Here is a 15021-nt window from a genome sequence, read left to right as displayed (position 1 = left end):
TTAGAAGAATGGAGTGAACGTAATGAAAATAGTAAGTCCTAAAACATTTATCGTTTCATTACTGCTTGGAATACTTGTTCTCTATAAAGTGTTGTCCATTGATGGCTTTACCGACATACTGTGGATTAGTCTGATGGGATATTGGACCATAAGGGGAATGCGGGTTGCATTTTCACAGGAGTCGGCTGTTTTAATCTTTGCAGCGGGCTATGCAGTGTGGATTGCTCTGTATATTTCAAAGCATAAGAAAAAAGCGGTTGAAACCGGAAGTTGGGAAACTGGAAAATTAAATGCCGATAATGAACGGGCATGGAAGCTCTCAGATCTTTGTCATAATGTTATATATTTTATTGCCGCTGTGTTTCTGATCTTTTATTTTATTTTCGGGGATCCGATGATTTATATAAATAATTACAGGCTGAGGACAGCAATGACAAAGATACAGAATGACCGGGTTACACTGGAAGAAACCGTACCATTTCAATGGACCAGAGTATACTCCTTTGGACCCTATTTCCCTTTAAAGGATATCGAACGAATTACCAGATCAAAAAGCCCTGCGCTTGATGACAGCATTAGTGAAGGAATGGTAAGCCTGATATTTATGAATCACAGCAGAGTCGTTTCCAGTGTATGCAGATATCCTTCGTCTACAGGGTATTCATTAAATCTTGCTGTTAATGCTGCTTCTGATTTTGATCAATATGATAACTATTCAAGGATAGATTATGGAGATTTAATCGAGTTTGAAGTAACCCTGGAAGATGGAATTGTTAATCTGACAGCTGCTAAACCGGATATTTAGAGGGGATCTGCTGCGTATGAACCGTGGTAAAAATTTAAGGATGAGGGAATGAAATGAACGAATGGAATAAAGCTCAGGCAGGCTATTTATATGACGCCAACTATGACAGGGAAGTTGTGGAAAACAGAACGAAATGCGCTGATCTGTGCTATGAATTTAATCAGTGCAAACCATCGGATACAAAAAAACAGGCGGAAATTATAAAGAAAATAATTGGATGTATTAAAGGAGACTTTGTAATTACAGCGCCCTTTTACTGCGACTATGGGAGCAATATAACGATTGGGAATAATTTCTACACAAATCACAACTGCACAATATTGGATGGGGCTAAGGTTACCTTTGGCGATAACGTATTTATTGCTCCTAATGTTGTTTTTTCAACAGCTGGTCATGCCATAGATGCAGGGCAAAGAGCAAAGGGACTGGAAATCGCACTTCCAATTACTGTCGGTGACAATGTATGGATTGGTGCAAATGTATCTGTGCTGCCGGGAGTTTCGATCGGAAGCAATACAATAATAGGTGCTGGAAGCGTTGTTAATAAAGATATACCTGATGGAGTAATTGCCGCAGGCGTTCCCTGCAGGGTAATTCGCAGAATAACGGAGAAAGACAAGCAAAAATATCCAGAGTATATAGAAATATAGCGAATTTTCTGGTTTACGGAATTGGGAATTGACTGGGCTGAAAGCTAAAATAGAAACAGGAAAGTCGAAAGCTGTAAGGTGACAGTGAAAATGAAATGTACAGTATTTTATGAGAGTTGGCAGCTGGAATGCTGTGGTAAAGCTTTTTCTATAGGTGATATAGTGAAGTGGTTCGTTTATAAAATAGAACGTGAACAGATACTTGCCCCTGTAGACCTCGGAACGATTGACTATTGTTATGAAGCTCATGATGAAAATTGGGAAAAATTATTTGTTCGAAAGGCTTTGAAAAGAAAATCGAAGATATGAGAGCAACAGGGTATATTGTTGAGTTAAATGAATGTTCAATCAGACATTCCAAACAGGAAGAAGTTACATTCAAATAGCTTCCGTTTTTGAAGCTGCCTTTTGGGTGCAGTATAGTCTGTAATATCTTAGCGTTTCTTGATGTTATTATGTGGTATGATTTATAAGTAAAAAACAACAAATTGGAATTTTCACATATAAAATAGGAGTGGACAAAATGAGAATAAGTGGCATAAAGTTTAGAGAGACTTTATTAAGTCAAATGAAGGACTATCTGGATGGAAGAATCACGAAAGAAGAATATTACAATCAAGCAGAACCCTTTTATACTGAATACGCAAATACTTATGAAAATCCACTGTTTCACAAGTGCTTTATGGATAAAGTTCCAGACGCTTGTTTGCTTTATATTGATGAGCCTGGGCTTACTCCAGAAATAAAAGAATCGAGATTCCATGAAGCATTGCAGGAAGCGTATGTGACCTTGGAGAAACTGTGATGTGGCGTAGAGATTTTAATATAGTTGATTAAAATAATAAGGGACAGATGATACAAGAGGACATCATATTCCAGCTTATCAAATAATCAATCAAAGGAGAAAACCGTATGCCCAAACACATTTTAGTAATCTCTACAAGCCCAAGAAAAGGCGGCAACTCAGAGACTCTTGCAAACGAATTTATCCGAGGAGCAGAGGAGTCAGGAAACCAGGTAGAAAAGGTATGCTTATACGATAAAACCATCAGCTTCTGCAAAGGCTGTCTGACCTGCCTGAAAACCAGAACGTGTATCATCCATGATGATGCAGAAATCATTGCACAGAAAATGAAAACAGCAGATGTGCTGGTATTTGCCACTCCGGTTTACTATTATGAAATGAGCGGACAGATGAAGACCATGCTGGATCGTGCAAATCCGCTGTATGATTCTGATTATCAGTTCCGGGATGTTTATCTTTTGGCAGCGGCCGCGGAGGATGAGGATACCGCAGTTGAGGGAGCCGTACACGGACTTTCCGGTTGGATTGCCTGCTTCCCCAAATCCCGTCTGGCAGGAGTCGTATTCGGCGGCGGCGTTGGTGCAGTTGGTGAAATTGCAGGAAATCCAGCTCTTGAAAAGGCCTATGAAATGGGAAAAGCAGTCTGCTAGAATCTACGGAATATACATAGAAAAATGGATGCCGCAAAGTCCGGGCGGCATCCTCTTTTTCTTATATAGCGGTATTTATGCTAATCCTGATACACTACCTTTCCCTCACAGATGGTATACTTCACCTTTCCTGTCATAGACCGGCCCAAAAATGGGGTGTTGGATGCCTTTGATGCAAACTGATCTGCCGTCCATGTTTCATTTTCATCAAAAATAACAAGATCCGCAGGTGCGCCCTCGCAGATCCGGCCACAGTCCAGCTTGTATAATCTGGCCGGGTTTAAGCTCATCTTTTCCATCAGCTCCAGCAGGCTCAAATGGCCAGGCTTCACCAGTTGTTCAATTCCCAGAGAAAGGGCTGTTTCCAGTCCGATAATGCCGCTGGGAGCTTCTGTAAGGGGCTTATCCTTCTCCTCCTTACTGTGAGGCGCATGGTCTGTAGCGATCAGGTCAATGGTTCCGTCCTTTAAGCCGGCAATCAGCATCTGGCGGTCCAATTCCGTACGCAGAGGAGGATTCATCTTCGCAAGAGTTCCGTGTTCCAGCACTGCTTCCTCGGTGAGCGTAAAGTGATGAGGCGTTACCTCAGCCCACACATCTGCCCCCAGCTTCTTTGCCAGACGCACCAGCTCTACGGAATAGCCAGAGCTGATATGCTGAACATCGATCCTGGCTCCTGTTTCCAGAGCGATCATACAGTCTCTTGCTACCAGGGAATCCTCTGCCAGAGAAGGGGAACCATAAATCCCGAGCTGATCGGATACAACGCCATGGTTGATGCCATTTTCACGGATAAATGATTTATCTTCCTCATGGAAGCTGATCACTGTATCCAGTCTGGCGGCCTCCTCCATAGCCTTAAGCACAAAGGGGCCGTCCATTAAGGGGATTCCGTCATCTGTAAAGCCGGCGGCTCCTGCAGCCAGCAGGCCCTCCATATCGGTCAGTTCTTCGCCCTTAAATCCCTTTGACACAGCGGCACAGCTGAGTACATGGATTCCTGTCTTTTTCCCCTCTTCAAGAACATAGCGCAGCGTTTCCTCATTATCAACTAACGGCTTTGTATTTGCCATACATACTACAGTAGTAAAGCCTCCTTTGGCAGCTGCAGCCGCTCCTGTATGAATATCCTCTTTATAGGTCAGGCCCGGATCTCTGAAATGGACATGAACATCCACCAGACCCGGAGCCGTCACCAGACCCGTTCCATCGATTATCTGTTCATATTCCGCTTCTGTTCTTCCTCCCAGCGTATCCGGAGGGCAGATTTCTCTGATGATTCCATCCTCAATCACAAGATCTGCTCTGCTGTCTGTCTTTCCCGCCGGATCCAGTACCCGGCTTCCCTTGATAAGTATCATATAACTGTTTCTTCCTTTCTTTTCCGCAATTTATACTATAACTGAAAGCTTTCCCCCTGACAACGAATTTCCATAATCTTTTCTGCATAGTCAGCTGCACAGGGCAGAGTCTTAAAACGCTCTGTCACGCCAAAATCTCCCCAGAAATGCATGGGAAACACAATATCAGCTCCCACCATATGCATAAAATCATCCATTCCCAGATAAAAGTCCTTTCCTTGCCGGGGATCCAGCAGCATAAAAGCCACATCAATATGATTTCCAGCTATTTTCAGAAGTTCACTGTGAAATGCTTCGCTCATTCGGCAGTTATATTCCTCCGGTTCACCCTCCCAGACCCAGTTATTCAGATCTCCTGCGTGATAAAGAACCTTTCCCTCTGCTTCAATCAGAAAGGCTACTCCCTCATCTGTAGATTTAAATGCTTTGACCGTTACAGGCACCTTTTCTCCTGTCTCCTTCTGAAAAGAAAATTCCTCTCCCGACCCCAAAAAACTGGTCCGACACAAAAATTCCTCCGGAACTCTTTTTCTCCAGATATCGTCCGAAAGGACAAACCAGATTTTGGGATGATTCTCTGCCAGATCAAAAATTCCAGGCGAGAAATGATCTCCATGACGATGGCTGGCAAACACAATCAGCAGCTGATCTTGTCGGATTTCAGGGATCTCTCCCTCAAAATAATCAAAGAGCAACGCAATCTGCTCCATTTCCACCAGAAAACTGCTGTGGTGGATATAGGTAATCTTCATATTCTGCCTTCTCCTTTCGGATTATTTCACATAAAAACGCGGAATGTGTCTCATTACAAGCCTACCGCAACACACATTCCGCGTCAATACTTTATTACAGTTCCTTTCCGCACTCCGTACACATGCCGGCTACTGCCGCCATAGCTGCCTCATCCTTCTTTACCATTTCATAAAGCCGGTAACCGCCGCTTAAATTCCAGGTCTTAAACCCAGCCTGATCCAGAATTCTCTGGGCCAGATAACCTCTTAAGCCGATCTGGCAGGTGATATATATATCCTTTTCCCGATCAAGCTCACCCATGCGTTCTCTTAAGGAATCCAGAGGAATATTGATAAACCCTGGTATCATACCTCTCTGGCACTCTTCCGGGGTACGCACATCCAGGCGCACTGCATCTTCCGGGATCTGATCCAGATCTTCCACATAGAACGGTTTCATAAGGCTCTCTATTACGTTTCCAATTACATATCCAGCCATATTTACCGGATCCTTTGCTGATGAGAATGGCGGAGCATACGCTAACTCCATCTCCTGCAGATCAAAGCCTGTAAGGCCAAAGCGAACTGCATTTGCCATATCATCAATACGTTTGTCTACACCCTTTCCGCCTACAATCTGTGCACCCAGAATACGGCCTGTATCCGGCTCAAACAAGGTCTTTACTGTCATCATCTCACCGCCGGGATAATATCCAGCCTGAGAAGCAGAAGTGGTGATTACCTTACAGAAAGCACGTCCCTGAGCCTGCAGGTTTTCTTCCTTTTCACCTGTCACAGCCACCGTAAGACCGAAAAATTTCATGATGGAGGTACCCTGACTGCCCCTATAAGCCGTTTTTCTTCCACAGAGATTATCTCCAACAATACGCCCCTGCTTATTGGCCGGGGAAGCCAGAGGAATCAGGACCTGTTTTCCGCTTACGATATGACGTACACTGGCTGCATCACCCAGAGCATAGACATCAGGCGCACTGGTTTCCATGTAGGAATTTACCAGGATTTCCCCTCTGGCTCCCAATTCAATTCCGCTGTCCTTTAAAAATCCGGTATCAGGACGTACTCCTATACTTAAGATAACCATATCAGCCGGGATTTTCCTTCCGTCCTTTAAGATTACTCCATCCTTGTCCATAGCAGTACAGGTCTGGCCCAGATAGAGGTCAATTCCCTGCGCGCGGATATAATTATGCACCTGATGAGCCATATCCATATCAATGGGGGGCATCACATGAGAAGCACCCTCTACAACTGTTACATGCACACCTCGTTCTGCAAGATTTTCTGCCATTTCCAGACCGATAAAGCCTGCTCCGATCACCGCACAGCTTCTGGGCGCAGTTTCCTTTATGTGGTCGTAGATACGATAGGTATCGGGAATATTTCTCAGGGTAAATACCTTATTTTCCTCGATTCCGGGAATTGCAGGACGGATGGGAGCTGCACCGGGAGACAGCACCAAACGGTCATAGCTTTCCTTATAGGTTTCCTCCCCATGACGTACTGTTACCGTCTTACCTGCTGTATCTACCGCTGTAACCTCACTCTCTGTCCTCACGTCCACATTAAATCTCTGATGAAAACGCTCCGGTGTCTGCAGCTGCAAAGCCCCCTTATCTGTGATCACTCCTCCCACATAGTAAGGAAGGCCACAGTTTGCATAGGAAATATACTGCCCCCGTTCAAACATGATAATCTGTGCGTTTTCATCATTTCTGCGAAGTCTGGCTGCTGTGCCTGCTCCTCCTGCCACGCCTCCTACGATCAATACCTTCATATAGAATACCTCCTTTTTTATTTTTTCTCCAAAAGCCGTCTCACGTCTGCCTCCTGTTCATCAAACAACAGTTCTTTATTATAATGGTAATACCGTTCGCACTCATATTCCTTTAAAAACTCTATGCTGCAAGGACCTGTATTTAATGAGGTAATAAAAATAACCATCTCCTGACCATTTCCAAAGGCCGTTTCCATAAAGTCAAATGCGTGTTCCAATGCTTTCGCGCAGGCCTCCTTCTGATTCTCATAGCTGTCGCTGCGCTCCATAAACTGCTCTCTGGTCCACTGCCAGGCCGCTTCTGCCTCATTTAAAGAAGCTCCCTTCATCTCCTGAACCCAGCTTTCTAACCGGGCAGCCACTCTGCGGTACCGCCTGTCCTCTCTCCGGTCTGACAGCCCGCTGTCCTTTCTGTGGATTCTGGTAAGCTCTGTCTCTTCCGCCACACTGGCCAGACGCACAGCCGGGACTACATCCTGAGAACAATCCAACTCCCGTTTAAATTCCTTTAAACGGGCCATCAAAAGTTCCATTTCCGCCTTATTTTCATAAAGCTCCCGGAAACCGTCCGTCAGCTTTGCAAGGAGCAGATCCACAACGCTGAGGCGCTCATCAAAAGGCGCCCGCTCCAGCCTTGTACATACCTCTTCCCGGATCACTCCTTTTAAGATTTCCTCTACCTGATACTCATTCTGATATTTATAATACAGTTCCAGGTAATTGGCAAAATCCTTTGCAACCGCCGGATGCTGGAGATACTGCCCTGCCACTTCCCGATCTGCCCTTTTATCCAGATTTTCATAGACTGTAATGAACTGGGACAGATCTTCCCAGCCTCTGGGCGTAACAAACCGCTTTCCATCCACGGTGGTCTCTACCTGGCAGAAATACTGGGGACGGATGTCCAGATAGGATAAAACGGCCGGATGGAGATTCTGCGCATAGGCATATTCCTTCCATACCTTCAGATCCGGCTCTACGGTAATTTTTTTGATTCGATCCAGTGTTACCACGTCAAATTCCCGGACAGATTTATTGTACTCCGGCGGGTTTCCCGCTGCCACGATGATCCATCCCTCCGGTATCTTATGGGTTCCGAAGGTTTTGCACTGAAGAAACTGCAGCATGGCAGGAGCCAATGTCTCCGATACGCAGTTGATCTCGTCGATAAAAAGGATCCCTTCCTTAAGCCCTGTATCGCGGATCCTGTCATACACCGAAGCCACAATTTCGCTCATTGTGTACTCCGTCACCGCATATTCCTTTCCTCCGTAAACCTTATGTTCAATAAACGGAAGACCCACGGCGCTCTGCCTTGTATGGTGAGTAATGGTATAGGCAACCAGACCCAAACCGCATTCTCTGGCAATCTGCTCCATAATCTGGGTTTTTCCCACTCCCGGCGGGCCGATCAAAAGCACCGGCCGCTGGCGGATGGAGGGGATCACATATTCTCCGCAGTCATCCTTTAAAAGATAGGCTGCTGCGGTATCCTTTATCTCTTCCTTGGCTCGTTTAATATTCACTCTCTGTCCTTCTTTCTCTTCGAATCTCCCCCCGAAATCTCCATAAGCTGCTCCTCCTCCAGAACCACCTTCATCGCCCAGGCAGGCACTGATTCATCGGAATATAAATGTTCAATAAATACAAAGGCAGCATCATAAACCGGAGCCTGAACCGGATAGATTCCTTTTCCATCCGTAAAGTAGATCAGTCCCCGAAGCCTGTCTACCTCTCTTTTGGCCCGAAGCTCATTTACATATTCAAAGGCCGGGCGGAAATCCGTTCCTCCAAAGCCAGTGATCTGAAAATGCTCCATATAAGCCTTTAGATCCTCTGCACATTCAATCAGCACATCCGACTGCACCTTATCGTCACACTGCAAAATATGAATCCGTATCTTTCTGAAATAAGTATCTGACTCAGAAAGCACATCATATGTCTCCTCTAAAAACCTCTGAACCAGTTCCCCGGAACAGGACATACTGGTGTCAATAACAATCACAAAATCCTCAATCCGAAATACCTCTTTTGTTTCCAGAGGCTCGATCAAAGGCATATTTCCATAAAGGGACATTCCATAGGAATAAAAAACCGGATCAAAAGAGTCCGGATCCACCTCAATTTCCTCTTTAAGCACAGAAAAACGCCGGAGAAACTGACGGTAATCGTACCGCTCCCTGTTTTCTGCCTGAAGCATATCCTGAAGACTTTCATTTTCCTGTGACTCATCCTGAGAACCCATAGTTTCCATCTGAGTCTGCATTTTTTCCCGTTTATCATTCCACTGGTTCTGGCGTGTAATGGCCTGACGGGAATTCTCATCCTGTTCCCAGAGATCATGGTCGTCCACCTTAAATTCTGCCTGAAGCTGTCCCAGTCTCCGTTCAGAAAGCTCCATCCGGCTTAAGGCCCGGTAAATGCGCTCTGCCGTAAGAACCTTGCTGCCGGTTCTTCCCTGTTTGGGAATACCATCTCTGCCATCCAGCCTTTCTGTCTGAATTTTGTTTTTCTCCTCCGGCTCCTCCATCTGACGTTTCAGGCGCAGGTAGGTTTCGCGGCGAAGAGGGCTTTGAGGCACATGGACGCATTTCTGGTACAGGCCGTCGATCACCGCTTCCATCGCAATATCGCAGGCCAGATCCCACAGCTCCTTCTTTCGCCCCTTTCTTGTATACATATGGCAGAACAGGCAGTGAAACACCATATGCAGATAGGCACGGTTGACGCATACACGGCCCTTTTTATAGAGGTTTAAAAGAAATTCCGGATCATAAAAGATCACCGCCCCATCTGTGGATATACCATTCCGGCCCCAATCTGCCTCAAAACCCAAGCTGCTTAAGGACACATCCAGAAAGTGCATATTTACATACAGCTCGCTTCTGGCCTGATACAAGATCCGGGTACAGATTCCAACCGTATCCAGTTCCTGAAGCTGTCTCTCTCTTACGGGATCAATCATAAAGGACCTTCTCCATCAGACGCTCCGGCCTCCATCTGCGACGCCCGGGCCTGCTCTGTCATCAGCCGGTGCTCCTCCTTAAGCTCCTCATACAGCTTATAAAAGCTCCATCCGCAGTTGTGCTCCGTCACAATGGCTTTTAAATCGATCTTAGGCACCCCGGCTTTTCTTAACTGGTATAACAGGGTGTCGATCCGGCTGCCGGTAAAATCCTTCATCACCAGCATCTGTTCCGGGATCACAGGAAGAGGCTCATCCACGTTCTTTCGCTCCTGAAAGCCCGGCATGCCAGCCAGACAGCCTATGGTTTCCATAACCTGCTCCGGTTTTACATTGCGGATTTTCACACCCATACGCACCAGAACGCTCTTCATCATCATTTCATGCTTTTTCATTCCGGGATCATTCGTCCCATAATATAATACAAGCTCCACTGTCTTTCTCCTTTCCTGAGTTTCCTCATTTTACGCTGTGCTCTGGCAGTTGGTGTACAGGGCGACTTTGGAGGTCATTAGAAAATCTTAGAGGATTAAATTTTTCGTTAAGAGTCATATCAAACCTGTTTGAGCGCAGCGAGTTTTTGATATGGCTCTTGTTTTTAGAAAAATTTCAGCCTCTTAGTTTTTCTTATGACCGGAAACCGGAGCCCGGAACACCAGACTCCAGAGCACGGTGTAAAATGAGGAAACTCAAACCTTCGATTTATTTAAACAGCTCCTCACTGTCCAGCATCAGCGTAAAGGGACCGTCATTTAAAAGCTCCACCTTCATATCAGCGCCAAACTGCCCTTTTTCCACCACGTCCGCCTGTTCCCGGCACCGGGCCAGAAAATGCTCGTAGAGCTTTTCCGCCATCTGAGGTGCTCCTGCCTTTACAAAGCTGGGGCGGTTGCCCTTGCGGCAGTCTGCATAAAGGGTAAACTGGCTGATTACAAGAAGCTCTCCTCCCACATCCGCCAGACTTAAATTGGTTTTTCCATTCTCATCCTCAAAAATACGCAGGCGGCAGATTTTGTCTGCCATCTTTTCCGTCAGCTCTCTGGTATCCCCATCAGCCACGCCCAGAAGAATCAGAAGGCCTTTTCCAATTCTTCCCAAAAGTTCTCCGTCTACTGTAACACTTGCCTGGGTCACTCTCTGAACAACTGCTCTCATTTTCTCTCGTCCTCCTGTGTGTGATACATTCTCATCCTCTCCTGCACTTCTCCCGCGTTTTGCAAAGCACCGGAAAAAGAAAGAGCCAGCCGGTTCCATAAGGCCGCCGGCTGGCGCAGGTTTTATTTTTCTCCCGGAGCTCCGGGCTATTCTTCCTGCTGGTTTTTCGCAAAGGCTATGATGGCCTCATTTAACGAAAACATCTTTTTATCCAGCATATCTACCATATCCGCACAGTCTTTTAATTCCATCAGAAGGTTCTCCGGAGCGTTTCCTTCAAATTTGTAAGCAATTTTGTGCTCTAAACTGGCCCAGAAATCCATGGCAACGGAGCGGATCTGGATCTCCACTTTTGTTTCCACGGCTCCGTCTGAAAGGTAAACCGGCACAGTTACCACCATATGGTAGCTCTTATATCCGTTGGGCTTTGGATATTTGATATAGTCCTTTACATGAAGAACTGTAACATCCCTCTGCCCCGCAATAATCTGAGCGATCTGATAAATATCAGATGTAAAGGAGCAGATAATGCGGATACCCGCAATATCGCTCAGATACTCCTGCATATTTTCAATGCTTACCTCACGCCCGTCCTTTTTCAGTTTATTTACAATACTGTCCGCTGTCTTCAGCCTTGATTTAATATGCTCAATCGGATTGTAATCATACCTGTTTATGAACTCATTATTTAGGATTTCAATCTTTGTATTCATCTTTTTTAAGGCTGAATCATAGAGAAACATCACAGAACGCCACTGGTCGATCTGTTCGTTCGTTTTGGGGATATTGATCATTCCTATCCCTTCCTCTCCTACAGCTTCAGTCCCTTTAACAGATCCCCCAGGCCTGTGGTGGCTGAAGCGGTCTCTTTATAGTTGAAGGTTTCATGCTCTTCACGCGCAGTCTCCTGCTCGGCCAGAACCTTCATGCTCAGGCTGATCTTTCCGTCTGCAATGGAAAGGATCTTTACCTTTACGGTCTGTCCTTCCTTGAGAACAGCTCCCGGATGCTTGATGCGCTGGGTACTGATCTGGGAAATATGCACAAGTCCGTCTACGCCCTCTGCCAGCTTCACAAAAGCGCCGTAATCCTTTAAGCTGTCTACGGTGCCCTCTACTACATCACCCGGCTTAAACTGAGCCAGACGCTCTTTGCGGGTCTCTTCCCTCTTCTGGCGTTCCACCTGACGGCCAGACAGAACCAGTCTCTTCTTTTCCGGATCTACTGTAATGATCACAGCCTCCACATGCTTGCCCTGCCAGTCCTCCAGCTTTTCTACATAATCCGCTGACAGCTGAGACGCCGGGATAAATGCTCTTACCTCATCTACAAAGGCAACAACCCCGCCCTTTACAGCCTCGGAAATCTTTACCTTGAGAACGGTCTTATCCTCCATCATCTGAGCAAACTCAGCCCACTTCTGTCCTTCAGCGCTGTCGTCTTCCGGCATATCTCTTCTCTGATCCAGAGCCGCATAGGAAGCCTCCAGTTCAGCCGCATAATCCTCCATGGTTTCAACAGGCTCCTCTGCCTTAACCTCTGTCTCCAATTCCTTATTCATGTCTTCGCTCATGTTCTTCTCCTCACCTTCCGCTTTTCATTCCCTGTCTCAGTCTGTTTTGATCCTTTCAGACTGTCTGGATATTCAGCTTTTTACATTATATCAGCAAACCACCTGATATTTCTATACTTTTTCAGAAAAATTATTCCTGTTTTTTATTTTTGCTGTTTTTTCCTTTGTACCGGAAAGTTTCCTGTGCTATATTTTAGGAAGAACACTTGCATTTATTTCATAAGGAGGATATTTTCATGATCGATCTTTTAGATCTTCATACACATACCATCGCCAGCGGCCATGCCTACAACACGCTTTATGAAATGGCCCAGTCCGCTGCCGAAAAAGGACTGGCCCTTTACGGCTGTTCCGAACACGCTCCCGCTATGCCCGGAAGCTGCCACAAATTCTATTTCAGTAATTTTGACGTGATCCCCAGAGTGATCCGTGGAATCCCGGTTTTAATGGGAACCGAGCTGAACATTCTTGATCATACAGGACGAGTAGACTTAGAGGATCATTACCTGCAAAAAATAGATTACGCGATTGCCAGCCTCCACACCCCCTGTATCGACAATCACGGCACTGTATCCGACTATACAAATGCCTATCTGGGCGTCATGGAGAACCCTCTGATCCACATCATCGGCCATCCCGATGATTCCCGCCTGCCTGCCGACTGGACCGCAGTAGCTGCTGCGGCTGCAAAGCATCATAAACTCCTGGAACTCAACAGCCACTCTCTTGCTCCCAACTCTTCCAGAAAAGGTGCCAGAGAAAATTATGAACAGCTGCTGACTGCCTGTATGCGCTATGGGACCTCTATCATTATAGACAGCGACGCACACTGTGAAAATGATGTGGGAAACCACGAAATGGCCCACAGGCTTTTAGCTGATCTCCATTTTCCCGAGGAACTGGTAGTAAATACCTCTCTCTCAAAAGCCGCAGCCTTTATCCCGTCTCTGGACCGGCTTTTAAAGGAAGAACCGGAGCTTTTTTATAACGCATTATCTCATCCTCAGGGAGGAAACAACCGAACATGATCAACTTTTTAAATCTGGAATACTTTCTGGCAGCTGCCGAAGAGCTGAATTTTACGCGGGCCGCCAAACGGCTCTATATTTCCCAGCAGTCCTTAAGCAATCACATTTCCAATATGGAAAAGGAATTTGACGTTGTCCTTTTTAACCGCACCTCCCCGCTGACTTTGACCTATGCGGGGCAGGCCCTAAAGGTTCGGGCCAGAGAACTTTTGGATTTAAAGGATGAAACCTACCGGGAAATCGCTGATATCAAGGATTTCTCCACCGGCCAGCTTTCCATCGGCGTTTCGCACACAAGAGGCCGTTTTATCCTGCCGGAAATCCTTCCTACCTACCAGTCTGAATTTCCGGGCATCGAACTTCATCTGATCGAAGGCAATTCAAGCGAACTGGCAAATGACCTCCTCCATGGAACCATCGACCTGATGATCGATCTGCTTCCCTTTACGGCAGAAAATGTAGACACCGTACCCATCTGCCAGGAGGAGATCCTTCTGGTGGTTCCGGATGAAGTCCTGAAAAAAGCCCATCCCGATGGGTGGGATGAGCTTCGCAAAAAGATGGAGCAGGGCGCCGATGTACGTCTCCTTGAAAACTGCCCCTTTGTACTTTTAAATAAGGGAAATCGGGTGCGCACCATTGCAGATGAAATTTTTGAAGATGCTCAGGTAACTCCCCATATCGCTCTGGAGACGGAAAACATAGAAACGGCACTTGCACTCAGCGTCAAGGGAATGGGGATCACCTTTTATCCCCGGATGTTCATGTCCCCGGATCATGCCGCAAATACCAACAAAAATCCCCTGACCCATCAGACGGGGCTGAATCTCTATCCATTAAACTACTCCCGGGCCCACGGCACTCTGGGGCTGGGCTACCACAAGGGACACTATATGTCCAGGGCAACCCATGAGTTTATCAGGATTGCGTTGGAGAGGATTCCTTACAAGAATGACTGAAGCTGATGTTTTTATCTGTTTTGCCTTGACATCAAAAGCAGAACTCCTTATAATATAAACAGTAATTATTATCATTATTATATTAGAAGGAGACGCCTATGAAAGTTTTAAAGTATAGCCGTCAGAGGGAAGCCATCAAAGCCAGCTTGATGAACCGGTGCGATCATCCAACGGCAGACGCCCTATACGCCAGCATTCGGGAGGAATTTCCCAATATCAGCCTGGGAACCGTTTATCGGAACTTAAATCTGCTGGTGGAGACGGGCGAGATCCGTAAATTAAGCTGCGGAAGCGGAGCAGACCACTATGACGGCGATGTATCGCCCCACTACCATTTTGTATGCAGAGAATGCGGCCATGTCTATGATATGGATATTCAGGAAATGGATGAATTAAATGCAGCAGTCCAGAGCCATGCGCCGGGACATATTGATTCTCATTCCATTCTGTTTTTTGGCCAGTGCCAGTCCTGTATGGATATGGAAAATCCAAAAAAAGATCAAAAAACTATTGACAAAACAGCATAAATCATTTATATTGATAT

General features: G+C 46.1%; 17 protein-coding genes. 8 read left to right on the top strand and 9 right to left on the bottom strand.

Annotated elements, in window-relative coordinates:
• Positions 1-22 precede the first annotated feature (22 nt).
• The 5 genes from ACZM6M_RS10410 to ACZM6M_RS10390 all read left to right on the top strand — a co-directional run bounded on the left by ACZM6M_RS10410 (position 23) and on the right by ACZM6M_RS10390 (position 2910).
• Positions 23-805: a hypothetical protein gene (locus ACZM6M_RS10410; RefSeq protein ID WP_418494373.1), complete on the top strand. Its 783-nt coding sequence runs from the start codon at positions 23-25 to the stop codon at positions 803-805.
• 53 nt (positions 806-858) lie between these two features.
• Positions 859-1455, top strand: a complete 597-nt coding sequence (locus ACZM6M_RS10405; RefSeq protein WP_418494372.1) for a sugar O-acetyltransferase — start codon at positions 859-861, stop codon at positions 1453-1455.
• Positions 1456-1545: 90 nt separating this feature from the next.
• The gene (locus ACZM6M_RS10400) at positions 1546-1764 is read left to right on the top strand and encodes a DUF6578 domain-containing protein (protein ID WP_066544879.1); all 219 of its coding nucleotides are present in this window, start codon (positions 1546-1548) and stop codon (positions 1762-1764) included.
• Between the two features lie 214 nt (positions 1765-1978).
• Positions 1979-2260, top strand: coding sequence for a hypothetical protein (locus ACZM6M_RS10395; RefSeq protein WP_066544881.1), 282 nt, complete (start codon positions 1979-1981; stop codon positions 2258-2260).
• Between the two features lie 107 nt (positions 2261-2367).
• Positions 2368-2910 (top strand): flavodoxin family protein, encoded by a 543-nt coding sequence (locus tag ACZM6M_RS10390; RefSeq protein ID WP_337434171.1) that lies wholly within the window; start codon positions 2368-2370, stop codon positions 2908-2910.
• Positions 2911-2990: 80 nt separating this feature from the next.
• Here the strand turns inward: ACZM6M_RS10390 and ACZM6M_RS10385 are convergent, their stop codons facing one another.
• The 9 genes from ACZM6M_RS10385 to ACZM6M_RS10345 form a co-directional block, all read right to left on the bottom strand.
• The gene (locus ACZM6M_RS10385; RefSeq protein ID WP_489490350.1) at positions 2991-4271 is read right to left on the bottom strand and encodes a dihydroorotase; all 1281 of its coding nucleotides are present in this window, start codon (positions 4269-4271) and stop codon (positions 2991-2993) included.
• A gap of 35 nt (positions 4272-4306) precedes the next feature.
• Positions 4307-5023, bottom strand: a complete 717-nt coding sequence (locus ACZM6M_RS10380) for an MBL fold metallo-hydrolase (RefSeq protein WP_417300964.1) — start codon at positions 5021-5023, stop codon at positions 4307-4309.
• 94 nt (positions 5024-5117) lie between these two features.
• Positions 5118-6797: an FAD-dependent oxidoreductase gene (locus ACZM6M_RS10375; RefSeq protein ID WP_418763308.1), complete on the bottom strand. Its 1680-nt coding sequence runs from the start codon at positions 6795-6797 to the stop codon at positions 5118-5120.
• A gap of 17 nt (positions 6798-6814) precedes the next feature.
• Positions 6815-8323, bottom strand: a complete 1509-nt coding sequence (locus ACZM6M_RS10370; protein WP_418496851.1) for an AAA family ATPase — start codon at positions 8321-8323, stop codon at positions 6815-6817.
• On the bottom strand, positions 8320-9762 hold the full coding sequence (locus ACZM6M_RS10365) for a vWA domain-containing protein (protein ID WP_418496849.1): 1443 nt from the start codon (positions 9760-9762) through the stop codon (positions 8320-8322). The genes ACZM6M_RS10370 and ACZM6M_RS10365 overlap by 4 nt, the downstream gene beginning before the upstream one ends.
• Positions 9759-10157, bottom strand: coding sequence for a DUF3783 domain-containing protein (locus tag ACZM6M_RS10360; protein ID WP_489490415.1), 399 nt, complete (start codon positions 10155-10157; stop codon positions 9759-9761). The genes ACZM6M_RS10365 and ACZM6M_RS10360 overlap by 4 nt, the downstream gene beginning before the upstream one ends.
• 307 nt (positions 10158-10464) lie before the next feature.
• On the bottom strand, positions 10465-10917 hold the full coding sequence (gene dtd / locus ACZM6M_RS10355; protein ID WP_296036542.1) for a D-aminoacyl-tRNA deacylase: 453 nt from the start codon (positions 10915-10917) through the stop codon (positions 10465-10467).
• Between the two features lie 146 nt (positions 10918-11063).
• Entirely contained in the window at positions 11064-11711 is a 648-nt protein-coding gene (locus tag ACZM6M_RS10350) for a GTP pyrophosphokinase (protein WP_296036545.1), read from the bottom strand.
• A 17-nt stretch (positions 11712-11728) separates the two neighbouring features.
• Positions 11729-12490 (bottom strand): S1 RNA-binding domain-containing protein, encoded by a 762-nt coding sequence (locus tag ACZM6M_RS10345; RefSeq protein ID WP_418926453.1) that lies wholly within the window; start codon positions 12488-12490, stop codon positions 11729-11731.
• Positions 12491-12726: 236 nt separating this feature from the next.
• On the opposite strand from ACZM6M_RS10345, the gene ACZM6M_RS10340 reads away from it, so the two are divergent.
• The 3 genes from ACZM6M_RS10340 to ACZM6M_RS10330 all read left to right on the top strand — a co-directional run bounded on the left by ACZM6M_RS10340 (position 12727) and on the right by ACZM6M_RS10330 (position 15004).
• A complete protein-coding gene (locus ACZM6M_RS10340) occupies positions 12727-13518 on the top strand; it encodes a phosphatase (protein ID WP_143331326.1) in 792 nt (263 codons plus the stop codon).
• Positions 13515-14477: a LysR family transcriptional regulator gene (locus tag ACZM6M_RS10335; RefSeq protein ID WP_066544903.1), complete on the top strand. Its 963-nt coding sequence runs from the start codon at positions 13515-13517 to the stop codon at positions 14475-14477. The genes ACZM6M_RS10340 and ACZM6M_RS10335 overlap by 4 nt, the downstream gene beginning before the upstream one ends.
• Positions 14478-14575: 98 nt before the next feature.
• Complete coding sequence (locus tag ACZM6M_RS10330) at positions 14576-15004, top strand: Fur family transcriptional regulator (RefSeq protein ID WP_066544904.1); 429 nt, start codon at positions 14576-14578, stop codon at positions 15002-15004.
• The last annotated feature ends 17 nt before the right edge of the window (positions 15005-15021 follow it).

The organism is Enterocloster sp. (genome assembly GCF_057861365.1).
This window is presented reverse-complemented; position numbering and strand designations above follow the sequence as displayed.

Bases quoted from the DNA above. Each gene is read 5' to 3' on its own strand.
- ACZM6M_RS10360 (WP_489490415.1), bottom strand. From the start codon at position 10,157: ATGAAAAAGCATGAAATGATGATGAAGAGCGTTCTGGTGCGTATGGGT.
- ACZM6M_RS10395 (WP_066544881.1), top strand. From the start codon at position 1,979: ATGAGAATAAGTGGCATAAAGTTTAGAGAGACTTTATTAAGTCAAATG.
- ACZM6M_RS10410 (WP_418494373.1), top strand. From the start codon at position 23: ATGAAAATAGTAAGTCCTAAAACATTTATCGTTTCATTACTGCTTGGA.
- ACZM6M_RS10330 (WP_066544904.1), top strand. From the start codon at position 14,576: ATGAAAGTTTTAAAGTATAGCCGTCAGAGGGAAGCCATCAAAGCCAGC.
- ACZM6M_RS10385 (WP_489490350.1), bottom strand. From the start codon at position 4,271: ATGATACTTATCAAGGGAAGCCGGGTACTGGATCCGGCGGGAAAGACA.
- ACZM6M_RS10350 (WP_296036545.1), bottom strand. From the start codon at position 11,711: ATGATCAATATCCCCAAAACGAACGAACAGATCGACCAGTGGCGTTCT.
- ACZM6M_RS10340 (WP_143331326.1), top strand. From the start codon at position 12,727: ATGATCGATCTTTTAGATCTTCATACACATACCATCGCCAGCGGCCAT.
- ACZM6M_RS10335 (WP_066544903.1), top strand. From the start codon at position 13,515: ATGATCAACTTTTTAAATCTGGAATACTTTCTGGCAGCTGCCGAAGAG.
- dtd (WP_296036542.1), bottom strand. From the start codon at position 10,917: ATGAGAGCAGTTGTTCAGAGAGTGACCCAGGCAAGTGTTACAGTAGAC.
- ACZM6M_RS10400 (WP_066544879.1), top strand. From the start codon at position 1,546: ATGAAATGTACAGTATTTTATGAGAGTTGGCAGCTGGAATGCTGTGGT.
- ACZM6M_RS10345 (WP_418926453.1), bottom strand. From the start codon at position 12,490: ATGAGCGAAGACATGAATAAGGAATTGGAGACAGAGGTTAAGGCAGAG.
- ACZM6M_RS10365 (WP_418496849.1), bottom strand. From the start codon at position 9,762: ATGATTGATCCCGTAAGAGAGAGACAGCTTCAGGAACTGGATACGGTT.
- ACZM6M_RS10390 (WP_337434171.1), top strand. From the start codon at position 2,368: ATGCCCAAACACATTTTAGTAATCTCTACAAGCCCAAGAAAAGGCGGC.
- ACZM6M_RS10375 (WP_418763308.1), bottom strand. From the start codon at position 6,797: ATGAAGGTATTGATCGTAGGAGGCGTGGCAGGAGGAGCAGGCACAGCA.
- ACZM6M_RS10405 (WP_418494372.1), top strand. From the start codon at position 859: ATGAACGAATGGAATAAAGCTCAGGCAGGCTATTTATATGACGCCAAC.
- ACZM6M_RS10380 (WP_417300964.1), bottom strand. From the start codon at position 5,023: ATGAAGATTACCTATATCCACCACAGCAGTTTTCTGGTGGAAATGGAG.